Here is a 14,369-nt window from a genome sequence, read left to right as displayed (position 1 = left end):
CTCACTGAGCCAAAGGGATTGTTATGAAAAGCAAAGACAAAATCGCTGTAACCGTCATCACCGTGTTTGCCGTCGGTGTGCTGGTTTACCTGCTGGCGCCGGGTGTGTTCGGCAGCAAACGCCAGAGCACCAACGACGCCTTCGTCGCCGCTGACTACACCCTGGTGGCGCCGCGTGTGGCCGGCTTCATCAAGGAAGTGCTGGTGGAAGACAACCAGCGGGTCAAGGCCGGGCAGTTGCTGGCGCTGATTGATGACCGTGACTTCCGCGCCGCTGCCCAGGCGGCCGATGCCGATACGCTGGTGGCCCAGGCGCAGCTGAAAAATGCCACGGCAACCCTGGAGCGCCAAAGCTCGGTGATTGCCCAGGCCCAGGCGACTGTGGCGGCAGATCGCGCCGAAGTGGCGTTTGCCGAACACGAACTGAACCGCTACAACCACCTCGCGGGTGTAGGCGCCGGCACCGTACAGAACGCCCAGCAAGCCAAGACGCGTATTGACCAGGCCACCGCACGCCTGGCGAATGCCACGGCGGTGCTGGCCGCTGAACGCAAGCAGGTGGAAATCCTCAGCGCCCAGCGTGATGCGGCAGAGGGCGGCCTGAAACGTGCCCAGGCCGCACTGGAAATGGCCAGCTATCAGCTGTCGTACACCCGCATCGTCGCGCCGGTGGACGGCATGGTCGGCGAGCGCGCGGTGCGGGTCGGCGCCTATGTGACGCCGGGCAGCAAGATCCTCGCCGTGGTACCGCTGGCCGAGGCCTACGTGGTGGCCAATTTCCAGGAGACCCAGTTGTCCCACATGCACGCTGGCCAAACGGTGGACGTGAAGGTCGACAGCCTCGACGGCGAAGTGCTCAAGGGCCACCTCGAAAGCCTGGCGCCAGCTACCGGCGTGACATTTGCCTCGGTCAAACCCGACAACGCCACCGGCAACTTCACCAAGGTGGTGCAGCGTATTCCGGTAAAAATCATCCTGGAGCCCGGCCAGGCGTTGACCGAGCGCCTGCGGGTCGGCATGTCGGTGGAAGCCAGCGTCGACACCCACGCCGCCGCCCAGCAACGTGAGGTGGCGCAGCAATGAGACGCCTTGCCTGGTTAACCTTGAGCCTGCTCACCCTGAGTGCCTGCACCGTCGGCCCGGACTTCCAGCACCCGCAGAGTCCCGTCGGCCAATGGACCGAGCCCCATGGCCGACAAGCCGCCAGCCACGCGGTCAACGACCCGCTGGAAGAGCGCTGGTGGGAAGTGTTCCACGACGCGCAGCTCACCGCGCTTACCCATCGTGCGCTGACCGATAACCTTGACCTGAAACTCGCCAGCAGCCGCCTGCAACAAAGCCGCGCCGCGCGCCAGGTGATCACCGCCGAGCGCTACCCGACCGTCAACGCCACCGGCGATTACCTGCGTCAGCGCAACAGCGCCGATGGCTTGAGCGATGCCTCGGGCAAGAACGGCCGCTCGGCGTTCAACCAGTGGGACATGGGTTTCTCCGCCGCCTGGGAACTGGACTTCTGGGGCCGGGTAAAACGCGAAACCGAAGCCGCCGACGCCACCCTGCAAGTCGCCGAAAACGACCGCCGCGCGGTGCTGTTGTCGGTGCTGGCGGAAACCGCCCAGGACTACATCCAGCTGCGCGGCGTGCAAAACACCCGCGCCGTCACCGAGCAAAACCTCGAGGTGGCGCGCCACAGCCTGAAGCTCTCGCAACTGCGCCTGGCCGACGGTGTCGCCACTGACCTGGACGTAGCCGAAGCCGCTGCTCAAGTGGCCGCCATCGAGGCGCGCCTGCCGGATTTGCAGCAACGCCAGGACCAGTTGATCAACGCCCTGAGCCTGCTGATGGGCGAGCCGCCACAAGCCTTGTACGCCGAATTGTCCAAGGACGCTGCGGTGCCGCAAACCCAACGCCAGGTCGCCATCGGCCTGCCGTCGCAACTGGCCGAGCGCCGCCCGGATATCCGCCAGGCCGAAGCTCGCTTGCATGCGGCCACCGCCTCCATTGGTGTGGCCAAGGGCGACTTCTACCCGCGCATCACCCTGTCTGGCAGCGTGGGCTCCCAGGCGTTGCAGCTGGCGGATTTCGGCTCGTGGAGTTCGCGTGCATTCGCCTTTGGCCCACAACTGAGCTTGCCGATTTTCAACGGTGGCCGGTTGCAAGGCATGCTCGATCTGCGCGAAGCCCAGCAACAGGAGGCAGCCCTGGCCTACCAGCAGACCGTGCTGCGGGCCTGGCATGAAATCGATGATCAACTGACCCGCTACAACGCCAGCCAACTGCGGCGCGACAGCCTTGCCGAAGCCGTGCGGCAGAACCAGATCGCCCTCGCTACTGCGCAGCATCAATACGTCGAAGGCGTGGTGGATTTCGTCAACGTACTGACCGTGCAAAGTGCGTTGCTGGCGACCCAGGAGCAGTGGGTGGAAAGCTCCACCGGCGTGTCCCTGGCCATGGTCGGGTTGTACAAGGCATTGGGTGGGGGCTGGGAGTCGGTGTATCCGGAACAGACGGCAGGGCGTTAATACCAGTGCCCACAGTCCAGGGACTGTGGGCATTCAAGGATTCTGCAAAAACACCACATACCCTCGAAACCACTCACTGCCCTTCAAATACCCCGGCTCCTCCCACTCTCCACCCTGAATCAACCCAATCTTGAACGGCACCCCCAACCGGTTCATGCGTGGCAGATACGCCGCGTAGTCCGGGATGCTGTGGCGGCCCTGGTAGGTCTGCACCACCACTTCATCAATCACGCCCTTGAGTTGTGCGATGGCGGCCGGGTCGGCATTGCTGCTCCAGTCCATCAGCCCGGTGATGCTCAGGCGTAGATCCTTGGGCAAGCGTTGGCGCAGGTCGCGCAGGAAATCCGCGTATTCGTCGAGGTATTGCGTGCGCGCATCGAAGTCGATCTGGATGCCCACCACCGGGTTGCCCGCATCCCGCCAGCGTTGCACCTGGCCGAGCATCTGGCTGTACACCGACTCGGGCCAGTGCAGGGTGTGGGCGCGGTACACCACCCAGATTTCACCCTGGGTGATGCGCGGCACACTCATGCCCTGGGCGATGAATTGCACACCACGCCGGGGCGCGCGGCGGGTCGAGTTGATCTGGCCCTGGAGGATGTACAGGGTTTTCGCCTGCTTGAGCACCGGCTGCGGCGCAACGCCGCTCCACAGCCAGAACGCGTCATGGTCGCGGGCGTCCACCGCGCCGAAGGCCGGGCTTGCCAGCAGGAGCAGGGCCAGCCAGAAGCGCTTCACGGCTTACCAGTAGTACTGCAGCGACTTGCCCCACTGGGTGTCGGCGAACCCGGTTTTCAACTGGCGGAACCAGCCTTTGCGCACGTTCTTGTCGACGTCTTCGCCACCGCAACTGTTGTAGCCCGAAGGTCCGTAGCAGTTGATGGCACGAAACAGCGCGTAGGCCTTGTCGTTTCGCGGTGCCTTGGGATTGCCGATCACCCGCTTGTAGCCCTCCAGTCGCGAGAAGGTTTCACCCTTGAAGGGCGAGGCAGTGCTGCCCAGGCTGCCGGCGGAGCGCGCTTGTTCCAGGGGCATGCCGTCCAGGCCGTTACGCAGGACGAATTCCCCCAGGCAGTTCAGGCCCTGCGGGTTTTTCGGATCGGCCTGCAAGGTGCTGGCGATTTGCGCGATGCTCGGGCAGGTGTAGCCGGACTCGGCCTTGTCACCGTTCCACTGGAACAGTCTCAACGACTGGCCGCCGCTGTAGACGTAGCCCAGGCTGGTGCCGAGCTTTTCATCGGGAACCGAGGCGGGCAGTTGCTTGAGGTCCTCGGCAAAGGTCTCGAACTGGCCGCGCAGCAGGTCTTTATAGAGCAGCGTGAATTGCGCAGTCTGGCGCTCTACCGGGTCTTCGGCGTGGGCAAGCTGTTGGCGCAGCAGGTCGGGACCGGCGACGTTGCGCAGCAGGATATAGCGCACCTGCTTGGCACTGATCGGCGAATCGGCGGCGAATACCTTGGCCAGCTGGCCGCTGCGTTCGTAGTTCATCGCCAATGCCAGCTCCAGCTGGTCACGTTGCAACGGTTGCTTGGTCAGCGGCAGCAGTTGCAGCCACAGCGCTTCGGCGGCTTTCCAGTCTTCCTTGGCTTCCAGCGCGAGGCCACGCAGGGTCTGTTGGCTGAAAGCGAAGTAGTCGAGATTCGACGGCACGTCTTGCGGCAGCAGCTTCAAGGTACGGTCGGGCTGATGCTCGACGTTCAGGGCAAACGCCGCCTGCACGTAGGCATACAGCGCGGGCTCCTGCGCGAACACCGCTTTTTGTGCATCGAGCGCTTCACGCGTGAGCTTCGGCGGCTCGCCGGCACGCATCCACATCAGGTCGTTGAGGGCCAGGATCAGCGGGTTGCCCACAGGTGCCGTGGTGCTGGTCAGCAGCTTGGTGTCGGCTTCCTGCACCAGTTCATCCAGCGACACGTTGCGCTGGGCATCGGTGGCCTGGGTCAGTTGCCAGGCAAAGTCGTCCGCCAGTTTGTCGGGGTTGGGCGCCAGCCAGTGCACCCGGCGCAACAGGCCACGGGCGGAGGCGGCGTATTCGCCCTGTGGATAAGTTTTCAGGTAGTCGTCGAAAGCGCTTTCGGCCCGTTGCAGGGCAGACTTATCCACATGCTCAAGCGACGGCGTGCCGTATTCATCGAAGGCATTTTGCTGGGCGTCGTTCAGCGCGGTGCGGGCGGTCATGTACAGCGCTGTTTCCTTCAGCCAGGGCAGCGAGCTGCTCGTCAGCCCGGCAAAACCTTTTTGCGCATCGCTGAAGCGTCCGCTGTAAAAGTCCCCGGCGGCTTTCAGGTAGGTGAGCAATGCCTGGCCGTCTGCCGATTTGATTTGGTCGGCCTCGCCTGCCGCTACGCCGTCCGAGGAGCAACTGCCGAGCATCTGCAGCCGCAGCTTGGCCAGTAACTGGCGCTCGGCCTGCGGTACATCGGCCTTCACCACCTGGCTGATAAACGCGGCGGCACTGTCATCGGCGTTGCTGCGGCAGCGGCTGCCTTCGCCGGAAAGGAAGGCTTCACCGGCGGTCTTGGCGTCGTCGCGGGTGATGCCCAGCGGGCTGAGCAGTGCAACCAGTTCGGCGGTGCGCGAGTCGTCGGGTTTGTTGTCGGGCTCATCCGCAGCCGGCATAAGCCGATACACCGGAAAGGGCACCGGGCCAAATCCTTCGGACACGTCCTGCTCGCCCAAGGCATTCGGCGCCAGCGGCATGACGTTTTTGTCCGCCAGCAACAGCCGCAGGTTGACCCGGCTGTCATTGCCGGGGCTCAGGAAGGGCAGGTTGCTGCACACGTCCAGGCTGTTGCGCGACACCCGCCAATCCGGGTAGCAAGAGTCATCGCCGCTGGCGTGGGCCTGGAAGGGAAGGGTGGCGAGCAATGCCAGTGCCAGGGGTGACAGAAGACCGATGCGCATGAAATGTCCTTGATCCTGAATCCATGGAAGGCAGCAATCATAGCGTGATCCGATGAAAGCGTCGGAGACGTCCTGCGCAAAATTCAGATTTGTCCGATTGGCGGATGGTTGGTCAAATCCATGCAAAACAGCGGGCGAATCAAGGCCTTTTGACCTAGAGTGGCGGGTGTTCGCGCAAGCGCAGGTTCAGTAGTGGGTGAGGAAGTAGAGGTGCGACGCTCTGTGGCGGAACAAGACAACAAGGCCGGGGCATTGCCCGTGCTCAATCCTGGCCTATGGGAGAATGCCGGCTGGCTGGCTCGGTTGTGGTGGGTACCGCTGGTGGCGTTGGCCATGGCCATGCGTTTCTATGGCCTGACCGCCTCCGCCATCTGGGGCGATGAAGGTTCAAGCCTGCTGCTCGCCGAGTATTCCCTGGAAGACCTGTGGTTTCACGCCGCACATGACGTTCATCCGCCGCTGTATTTCTGCATGCTGCGCGGCTGGATCGAGGTGTTCGGCGACAGCATTTTCTCCCTGCGCAGCATGAGTGCGATCCCCGGTGTGGTCGCAGTCGGCCTGGGAATCTGGCTGACAAGGCTGGTCGCGACCCGTCGCGCGGCGGTGCTGGCCGGGATTCTGTTGGCGTTGCTGCCCACGGCAGTGCGCTACAGCCAGGAAGTGCGGATGTATTCGCTGCTGGGCGTATGGCTGCTGGCCGCCACCCTGGCATTGGTGTATTGGGTCCGCCAGCCTGAGCGCAAGCGCTATCTGGTGGCCTATGCGCTGTTGATGACGGCAGCCTTCTACACCCACTATTTCACCGCGTTGTGCGTGCTGGTGCATTGGTCATGGCTGCTGTTGCTGCGCCAGCCACGGGCCGGCGGCCTGCGCCTGGTCACGCGTGCGGGCTGGTGGGTGGCCAACGTTGCCATTGTGTTGCTGTACTTGCCCTGGCTCCCGAATCTGCTGGGCCTGGTGCAGCACACCGAAGAACTCAAGGTGGGCGGTGATATTGGCTGGGAAGACCCGGTCAACCTGTATTCCGTGCCGTCGATGGTGTGGCAGTTCCTCATTCAGGACCCGGGCGACCACTTGTGGCGACCGCTCTTTGTGGTGTTTCCGTTATTGCTGATGGCGCTGGTCGGTATGACTGCCTGGCGCGATCAAAGCCGCTACCGCTTCGGTTGGCTGCTGGGGCTTTTTTTCATGCTGCCGGTGCTGCTGGTCTATGGGGTTTCGTTTATTTCCCCGGTGTTTATCGAGCGTTATCTCACCGCCTACGCGATGAGTTTGCCGATCATCGTGGCGTTGGCCGTCGACCGTCTGTCGCCGCGCCTGCCGCTCGCAGCAGCGGCAGTCTTCGTGTTGTTTGTCGGGGTCGAGCTGGTGGGCGTGAAGACCAACTCCACCGTCGATGAGCATGATCAGTTCAACGTGGTGGTGGAGTTCGTCAATCGCAACTACCAGGAAGATGACCGCATCGTCATCAGCGACATGCTGTGGTACCTGCCCTACGTCTATTACGATGAGACCGACGCCCAGTTGCAGCTTTTCACACCGCCGACCGCCGCCGGCAAGTCCACCCGGCCTAATGCCTATGGTTTTGGCACCCTGGTGGACCAGGATGGCGGGCGCATCTACCTTGATCGCTTGTCGGTGTTACCCGCCGAGATCCAGCGTGTATGGCTGATCAGCGCCGCGGAGCCGCCGGATGAGTTTGCCCCGTTGCCGGCCGGATGGCGTCAGCTCAGCCAGCAGGACGGCGGCGGCGCGCGGGCCCGGCTGTTCGTGCTGTGTAACGCGCCAGCGGGCGTGCACCGTGAGGGCTGCGATTAATCCGCGCAACACCTGAGAGGTTTATGTTCGCCTGGGGGGCTAGACTCAGGTGAACCCTCTCTCCAGGAACGCCTCATGGAATCCCCAGTCCACAACTTGCCATCGTTGTTCAAACAGCTCGGTTTGCCCGATGACCCGGTCAGCATCGAGCGGTTCATCGCGGTCCACTCCCCACTCAAGCCCGAATTGCATCTGGCGGAAGCGTTTTTCTGGACGCCGGCCCAGCGGGCGTTTTTGCGTGAAGAGATTCTGGAGGACGCGGATTGGGCGGAGGTGGTGGATGAGTTGAATTTGCGGTTGAGAGAGGGGCGAGGAGTCTAGGCCGTCAAGAGGCGGTTGCTTTCTCTGGTGGCCATTGGCGAGCGGTGTGCACAAGCGCCACGACCCTTTCTACGTCGGGCTCAAGTTGGTAAGCAAGGCGGTAGCTTGGATGAGGAATGACTTCGCGTGTGCCTGTGATCCTGCCGAGTGGGCCGATTTCTGGGTGTTTTGCCAGCCCCAGCACTGCACTGCTGAAGCGTCGATCCATATCGGCTGCGGCTTGTGGGTTTTTCTCAAATAAAAAGTCCCAGATATCCCTACGGTCCTGCGCCGCTTCCGGCGTCCAGGCAACCCTCATTCCTGATTATCTACGTGAGCACGTTTCGCAGAAAACTCAGCTTCCAAATCCTCATTGGAAATCTCTCTGCCTGCCTGTATCGAGGCGCGAGAGGCGTCTACTTTACGCTGCAAGAACGCGTCGTACTCCCGTGATTCCTGCTGGGCCTGGACAAACTGACGCATCATATCTCGCACGATTTGCGATGCAGGACGGTGGGTAGCCTCGCACTCGGCCATGAATTGGTCGCGTAGTTCCGACTCAAGCTTCAAGGTGAAAACGGCTAGTTTTGACATAAGTGAATGCTCTAGATTGGTATGTACGAAGTATATACAACGTGCATACCTGACGACGCATGTGAGCTGAGCGAGGCGACTGACGGTTGCTGACAGCAAACCACCTTTCCCCAAACCAGCTTTACTTAGCCCACGGGCCATCCACCCATCCGCAAATTTGTATCAAAACTTGACTGCATTGGATCCATCGACCATATTGATAGTTAGCAAACTAACTGTATGCGAATAATCCAGTGTCCCAGACCCTCGAACAACTCCAGATGAACATCAGCAGCAGCATGGTGGTAGGTGCCAGGACCTGGCGCAAAATCTGCCAGACCACGCTCGTCAGCTATGGCATCTCCGAAGCCTGCGCCGTGCCGCTGCTGATGATCGGCCGCCTCGGCGACGGTGTGCACCAGGTGAAGGTAGCCCAGGCCGCCGGGATGGAAAGCCCGTCCCTGGTGCGCCTGTTGGATCAGCTGTGCAGTTCCGGCTATGTGTGCCGCACCGAAGACATCCACGACCGCCGCGCCAAGGCCTTGAGCCTCACCGAGCGTGGCCGCGAGCTGGTGCAGGCAGTGGAACAGCAACTGGTGCGCCTGCGCCGCGAGGTGCTGGCGACAATCGACCCCGATGACCTGGAAGCTGCTTTGCGTGTACTGCGGGCCTTCGAAGGTGCCAATCAACATCCCATGGTTGTGAGTTCTTGAACGGATTTTTTACCGGCATGCCGCCGGCCAGGGATTGGTTCTACGGCGTAAGGACATTCGCCGCTTCAATGATCGCGTTGTACATCGCCATGCTGATGCAAATGCCGCGTCCGTATTGGGCGATGGCCACGGTGTATATCGTGTCCAGCCCGTTTGTCGGCCCTACCAGCTCCAAAGCGCTGTACCGGGCGGTCGGTACCTTCATGGGCGCCGCCGCTGCGGTGTTTTTTGTGCCGATGTTTGTGCAGACGCCTTACCTGCTGGTGGTGGTGATCGCGCTGTGGACCGGGATTCTGCTGTTCCTGTCCCTGCACCTGCGCACCGCCGACAGCTATGCGCTGATGCTGGCCGGCTACACCTTGCCGCTGATCGCCCTGCCGGTGGTGGATAACCCGCTGGCGGTGTGGGATGTGGCCGAAGCGCGGACTGAAGAAATCTTCCTTGGCATTGCCGTGGCGGCCGTGGTCGGTGCGATGTTCTGGCCGCGACGCCTGGCGCCGGTGTTCGATGACTCGGTAAGCAAGTGGTTTGCCGACGCGCAGGTCTACAGCCGGCGCTTCCTCAGCCGCAACGTCCAGCCCGAAGAAATCAGCACCCTGCGCGGCGGCATGGTTGCCACCTTCAACACCCTGGAATTGATGATCGGCCAGTTGCCCCATGAGGGCTCGCGGCCGCAAACGGTGCGCAACACCAAGGAGCTGCGCGGGCGGATGATCCACCTGCTGCCGGTGATCGATGCCCTCGACGACGCCGTGTACGCCTTGGAACATCGCGCGCCGGAATTGCTCGACCGCTTCACACCGTTGCTGACCGCCGCCAACGAGTGGCTGGTCAGCACGCAAAAGGATGCGCCCCTCGAACGCTGGCGTGTCCTGCGCGACCAGATCGAAGCCCTGCAACCCGATGCCGACGCCCTGGATGACCGCCACCAGTTGCTGTTCTCCAACGCCCTGTATCGCCTCGGCGAGTGGGTGGATCTGTGGCAAGACTGCCGCAGCCTGCAAGCCGCCATCCAGTGCGAAAGCCAGGACAGCTGGCGCGCAGTTTACCGCCACTGGCGCCTGGGCCGGCTGACGCCATTCCTCGACCGTGGCCTGATGTTCTACTCGGCGTTTTCCACCGTCACCGCGATCATCGTCGCCTCGGTGTTGTGGATCCTGCTGGGCTGGACCGACGGTGGCAGCGCGGTGATCCTCGCGGCGGTGGCCTGCAGCTTCTTCGCCTCGATGGACGACCCGGCGCCGCAGATCTACCGGTTCTTTTTCTGGACCGCGATGTCGGTGCTGTTCGCCAGCCTCTACCTGTTTCTGGTGCTGCCCAACCTGCACGATTTCCCGATGCTGGTGCTGGCGTTTTCGGTGCCCTTTATCTGCATCGGCACGCTGACGGTACAGCCGCGTTTCTACCTCGGCATGCTGCTGACGCTGGTCAACACCTCGTCGTTCATCAGCATCCAGGGTGCCTACGACGCGGACTTCCTGGCCTTTGCCAACTCCAACCTGGCGGGCCCGGTGGGCCTGTTGTTCGCCTTTGTCTGGACCCTGATTGCCCGGCCGTTCGGCGCTGAGCTTGCGGCCAAGCGCCTGACCCGTTTCAGCTGGCGCGACATCGTCACCCTGACCGAGCCTGCGACCCTGGCCGAACACCGCAAGATGGGCGTGCAAATGCTCGACCGCCTGATGCAACACCTGCCGCGCCTGGCCATGACCGGCCAGGACACCGGCATCGCCCTGCGGGAAGTGCGGGTGGCGCTGAACCTGCTGGACCTGCTGGCGTACTCGCCGCGCATCCTCGGGGTGCCGCGTGTGTTGTTGAACCAGGTGGTGGAAGGCGTCGGCGGTTACTTCAAGGCCTGCCTCAAGGCCGGTGAACGTCTGCCGGCCCCCAGCGGTCTGCTGATGACCCTCGACCGTACCCGCCGCGCCCTCAACGGCCAGGGCCTGCAAGGCGAGGACGAAACCCGCCTGCATTTGTTGCACGCCCTCAGCGGCTTGCGCCTGGCGCTGTTGCCCGGCGTGGAATTTCTTGGCGGCACAGAGATGGAAGCGCCGTTACCCGATGGAGCGCCTTTATGATCGGTGATCTGGATATCAGCGGGGTGTTCCTGCCCACGTTGCTGGTGCTGATGGGCATTACGTATGTGTTGTACCTGGTGGTGCACGGGCTGTTGACCCGCGTCCACTTCTATCGCCTGGTCTGGCACCGGGCATTGTTCAATGTGGGTCTCTACGCTCTGTTGCTGGGCGCAGTGGATTCACTCAGTCGATACCTCATGACATGAAAAAACCTTTTTTGACCATTGGCCGTGTAGTCCTGACGTTACTGGTGGTGACCTTCGCCTGCGTCGTGGTGTGGCGCATGGTGATGTACTACATGTTCGCGCCGTGGACCCGTGACGGCCACATCCGTGCCGACATCGTGCAGATCGCCCCGGACGTGTCCGGGCTGATCCAGCAAGTGGACGTGCGCGATAACCAGTTGGTGGTGCGCGGCCAGGTGCTGTTCTCCGTCGACCAGGACCGTTTCAAGCTGGCCCTGCGCCAGGCCCAGGCCGCCGTGGCCGACCGTCAGGAAACCCTGGCCCAGGCCGTGCGCGAGAACAAGCGTAACCGTGGCCTCGGCAACCTGGTGGCCAGCGAGCAACTGGAAGAAAGCCAGTCCCGCGTCGCCCGTGCCCAATCGGCCCTGGCCGAGTCGCAAGTGGCGGTGGATGCCGCGCAACTCAACCTGGACCGCTCGGTGATCCGCAGCCCCGTGGACGGCTACATCAACGACCGTGCGCCGCGTAACCAGGAGTTCGTGACCGCCGGGCGTCCGGTGTTGTCGGTGGTGGACAGCAACTCGTTCCACATCGACGGCTACTTTGAAGAGACCAAGCTCGACGGCATTCACGTCGGCCAGAGCGTCGACATCCGCGTGATCGGCGACAACGCTCGCCTGCGCGGGCATGTGCAGAGCATCGTCGCCGGTATCGAAGACCGTGACCGCACCAGCGGCTCCAACCTGCTGCCCAACGTCAACCCGGCGTTCAGCTGGGTGCGCCTGGCCCAGCGGATTCCGGTGCGCATTGCGTTTGACGATGTGCCGGCAGACTTCCGCATGATTGCCGGGCGCACCGCCACCGTGTCGATCATCGACGACCAACCCAAGTCGGAGAACAAGCCATGAAACGGCTTTTAGCAACCGCCGGGCTGGGGTTGTTGCTGTCGGCCTGCCAAGTGGTGGGGCCCGATTACAAGCTGCCGGACAAGGCGGCCGTGAACCGCGGTGACCTTCAGGGCCAGTTGGCCGGGGAGGGCAGCAATGTGGTGTCGGCGCCGGTACCGGCGGACTGGTGGAAGCTCTACCAGGACCCGCGCCTGGATAAGCTGGTGGAGCAGGCCATGGCCTCCAACACCGACCTGCGGGTGGCTGCGGCCAACTTGCAGCGCTCGCGCTATCAGGTGCAGCAAGCCGAATCGGCCGGCGGCTGGAGTGCCGGCGCCAAGGCCGAAGCCCAGCGCCTGCAAGAATCGGGTGAGGCCTATTTGCTGACGGAAAAAGTCCCGGTGGCGAATATCGGCAGCGCCAGTATCAGCACCTCCTATCAATTCGATTTGTTCGGCACCTTGCAGCGCGGCATTGAAAGCTCCCAGGCCACTGCCGATGCGGCCCAGGCGGCGTCCGATATCGCCCGTATCACGCTGGTGGCGGACGTGGTGCGCTCCTACACCCAGGTGTGTGCGGCCAACGAAGAGCTGGCGATCGCCAACGAGTCCCTCGACCTGCAAGCCCAGAGCACGCACCTGACCCAGCGCCTGCGGGATGCCGGGCGCGGTGATGAAACCCAGGTCACCCGTTCGCAAACCCAATACAAATCCTTGCGCGCCGAAATGCCGCGCTATGAAGCACTGCGCCAGGCCGGGCTGTTCCGCCTGTCGATGTTGCTGGCCAGGCCGCTGGATCAACTGCCGGCCGGCACTGCCCAATGCGCCGAGCTGCCGCACATCGCGCAGTTGTTGCCGGTGGGCGATGGCGCCACGCTGCTCAAGCGCCGCCCTGACGTGCGCCAGGCCGAACGCCAACTGGCGGCGGCCACCGCGCGCATCGGTGTGGCCACCGGCGCGCTGTACCCGGACATCAGCATCGGCGCCACCGTGGGTACCGTCGGCATCCTGGATGACCTCGGCACCCCGGCCACCAACCGTTGGGGCTTTGGCCCGCTGATCAGCTGGACGCTGCCGACCAACGGCGCCCGCGCCCGCATCCACGAAGCCGAAGCCGCGACCCAGGGCGCCCTGGCGCACTTCGACGGGGTGGTGCTCAACGCTATCCGTGAAACCCAGACGGGCCTGGCGCAATACACCGCGCAACTGCAACGCCGCGATGCCCTGGCGGATGCCGGCGCGTCGGCCAAAGAGGCGGCGGAGCAGACGCACCGGTTCTTCCAGGCCGGCCGCGCGTCGTTCCTGGCCGACCTGCAAGCCACTCGCACCTACACCGACGTGCGGGCGCAATTGGCGGCGGCGAACACCCAGGTTGCCATGAGCCAGATCGATTTGTTCCTGGCCCTGGGCGGTGGCTGGGAAAGTGGACGAACGCAAGCCACACAAGCCAGCAAACCCTGAGCTGATTGCTATGCTTTGACAGGCGGACTTACGTGATGGTCCGCTGGTCACTGCTCGCGTTTGCTCATGGGGATTCCAATAATGAAAAACCCTTATGCTCCCGCTTTCTGGTGCGTGTTCTTCGCACTGGTGTTGCTATCGGCGACTTACTTCTACGGCATCATGCTGGCCCATCAAATCGACAAGGCCATGGTGTTCCTCGACAGCGCCAGCGCGCTGATCGCGGTGCTGTCCATCGGCGTGGTGGCCTGGGCCTCCTACCAGGGCCAGCGAATCAAGCGAAGACTACTCGAACAAGGCAAGACCCGCGTGGCGATCTGGGACACCAAGGTTGCCCTGCGTCGGGTCGAGACAGTGTTCGACCGCTACTTCTGGGGCAGCTACTGGCAGCCGGGGCGCACCTTCCAGGAAGTCATGGGCGAACTGACCGGCACACCGCTGGAAAAAAGCCTCGAAGCCCTGAAAAAACAATGCGTGATGCTTGATCGGCAAGTCGCCGACGGACGGCATTGGCTGAATAACGCCCGGGAATTATCCGATGTGGCCACTGCGATGGCGCGAGAGCGTTACCAGCTGGATTTTTATGATCCCAAGTCGGATACGCCGGGCAATGCGGTGATTCACCGTGAGTTTGAGGTGCTGGTGTATACGTGGACGGCGCGCCTGAAAAGCTTCGACCATCAACTCGATGAGATCGAAACCGAGTATTCCTGAAATCTGTGGTGTCTGTACTGACGCCTTCGCGAGCAAGCCCGCTCCCACATTCGATCGAGTTCCATCTTTGGAATGCAGTCGAATGTGGGAGCGGGCTTGCTCGCGAAGGCACTTTACCGTTCAGCGCTGAAGTCTGCGCCTATTGAAAAATTGGGCTGCATACGCCAGCCAATGCTAATCTTCCCCGGATTTCGGCGGGCTTGAGCCGACACCCTTCGG

At 62.7% G+C, this 14,369-nt stretch carries 14 protein-coding genes; 10 read left to right on the top strand and 4 right to left on the bottom strand.

What is annotated here, in order from left to right; genetic code table 11:
• Positions 1–23 precede the first annotated feature (23 nt).
• The gene (locus HYE77_RS02965; RefSeq protein WP_177020631.1) at positions 24–1,082 is read left to right on the top strand and encodes an HlyD family secretion protein; all 1,059 of its coding nucleotides are present in this window, start codon (positions 24–26) and stop codon (positions 1,080–1,082) included.
• The gene (locus HYE77_RS02960; RefSeq protein WP_177068383.1) at positions 1,079–2,521 is read left to right on the top strand and encodes an efflux transporter outer membrane subunit; all 1,443 of its coding nucleotides are present in this window, start codon (positions 1,079–1,081) and stop codon (positions 2,519–2,521) included. The genes HYE77_RS02965 and HYE77_RS02960 overlap by 4 nt, the downstream gene beginning before the upstream one ends.
• A 33-nt stretch (positions 2,522–2,554) precedes the next feature.
• On the opposite strand, the gene HYE77_RS02955 is transcribed toward HYE77_RS02960, so the two are convergent.
• Both HYE77_RS02955 and HYE77_RS02950 read right to left on the bottom strand, forming a co-directional pair.
• The gene (locus HYE77_RS02955; protein ID WP_134325515.1) at positions 2,555–3,259 is read right to left on the bottom strand and encodes a DUF3142 domain-containing protein; all 705 of its coding nucleotides are present in this window, start codon (positions 3,257–3,259) and stop codon (positions 2,555–2,557) included.
• A 3-nt stretch (positions 3,260–3,262) separates the two neighbouring features.
• Positions 3,263–5,425 carry an outer membrane assembly lipoprotein YfiO gene (locus HYE77_RS02950; RefSeq protein ID WP_177068382.1) on the bottom strand — a complete coding sequence of 721 codons (2,163 nt, stop codon included), beginning with the start codon at positions 5,423–5,425 and terminating at the stop codon, positions 3,263–3,265.
• 210 nt (positions 5,426–5,635) lie between these two features.
• Here HYE77_RS02950 and HYE77_RS02945 point away from each other — a divergent pair, with 210 nt between their 5' ends.
• Positions 5,636–7,243 carry a glycosyltransferase family 39 protein gene (locus HYE77_RS02945; protein ID WP_371321553.1) on the top strand — a complete coding sequence of 536 codons (1,608 nt, stop codon included), beginning with the start codon at positions 5,636–5,638 and terminating at the stop codon, positions 7,241–7,243.
• 75 nt (positions 7,244–7,318) lie between these two features.
• Positions 7,319–7,564, top strand: coding sequence for a DUF2789 domain-containing protein (locus HYE77_RS02940; RefSeq protein WP_003218203.1), 246 nt, complete (start codon positions 7,319–7,321; stop codon positions 7,562–7,564).
• A 4-nt stretch (positions 7,565–7,568) separates the two neighbouring features.
• Here the strand turns inward: HYE77_RS02940 and HYE77_RS02935 are convergent, their stop codons facing one another.
• Positions 7,569–7,862, bottom strand: a complete 294-nt coding sequence (locus HYE77_RS02935; protein WP_177027844.1) for a type II toxin-antitoxin system RelE/ParE family toxin — start codon at positions 7,860–7,862, stop codon at positions 7,569–7,571.
• Positions 7,859–8,137 (bottom strand): hypothetical protein, encoded by a 279-nt coding sequence (locus HYE77_RS02930; protein ID WP_003218199.1) that lies wholly within the window; start codon positions 8,135–8,137, stop codon positions 7,859–7,861. The genes HYE77_RS02935 and HYE77_RS02930 overlap by 4 nt, the downstream gene beginning before the upstream one ends.
• A 260-nt stretch (positions 8,138–8,397) precedes the next feature.
• On the opposite strand from HYE77_RS02930, the gene HYE77_RS02925 reads away from it, so the two are divergent.
• The 6 genes from HYE77_RS02925 to HYE77_RS02900 all read left to right on the top strand — a co-directional run bounded on the left by HYE77_RS02925 (position 8,398) and on the right by HYE77_RS02900 (position 14,150).
• Entirely contained in the window at positions 8,398–8,829 is a 432-nt protein-coding gene (locus tag HYE77_RS02925) for a MarR family winged helix-turn-helix transcriptional regulator (RefSeq protein ID WP_177009336.1), read from the top strand.
• Positions 8,826–10,904 (top strand): FUSC family protein, encoded by a 2,079-nt coding sequence (locus HYE77_RS02920; RefSeq protein WP_177068380.1) that lies wholly within the window; start codon positions 8,826–8,828, stop codon positions 10,902–10,904. The genes HYE77_RS02925 and HYE77_RS02920 overlap by 4 nt, the downstream gene beginning before the upstream one ends.
• A complete protein-coding gene (locus HYE77_RS02915; RefSeq protein WP_003218193.1) occupies positions 10,901–11,110 on the top strand; it encodes a DUF1656 domain-containing protein in 210 nt (69 codons plus the stop codon). The genes HYE77_RS02920 and HYE77_RS02915 overlap by 4 nt, the downstream gene beginning before the upstream one ends.
• Positions 11,107–11,997, top strand: coding sequence for an efflux RND transporter periplasmic adaptor subunit (locus tag HYE77_RS02910; protein ID WP_003218191.1), 891 nt, complete (start codon positions 11,107–11,109; stop codon positions 11,995–11,997). Before HYE77_RS02915 ends, HYE77_RS02910 begins: the two co-directional genes overlap by 4 nt.
• Positions 11,994–13,436, top strand: a complete 1,443-nt coding sequence (locus HYE77_RS02905; protein WP_008433656.1) for an efflux transporter outer membrane subunit — start codon at positions 11,994–11,996, stop codon at positions 13,434–13,436. The genes HYE77_RS02910 and HYE77_RS02905 overlap by 4 nt, the downstream gene beginning before the upstream one ends.
• An 81-nt stretch (positions 13,437–13,517) precedes the next feature.
• Positions 13,518–14,150, top strand: a complete 633-nt coding sequence (locus HYE77_RS02900) for a hypothetical protein (RefSeq protein WP_003218188.1) — start codon at positions 13,518–13,520, stop codon at positions 14,148–14,150.
• The last annotated feature ends 219 nt before the right edge of the window (positions 14,151–14,369 follow it).

Source organism: Pseudomonas sp. IPO3774 (assembly GCF_013386835.1).
GTDB lineage: Bacteria > Pseudomonadota > Gammaproteobacteria > Pseudomonadales > Pseudomonadaceae > Aquipseudomonas.
The sequence above is the reverse complement of the archived record's forward strand: the minus strand, read 5'-3'. Positions and strand labels throughout refer to the sequence as shown.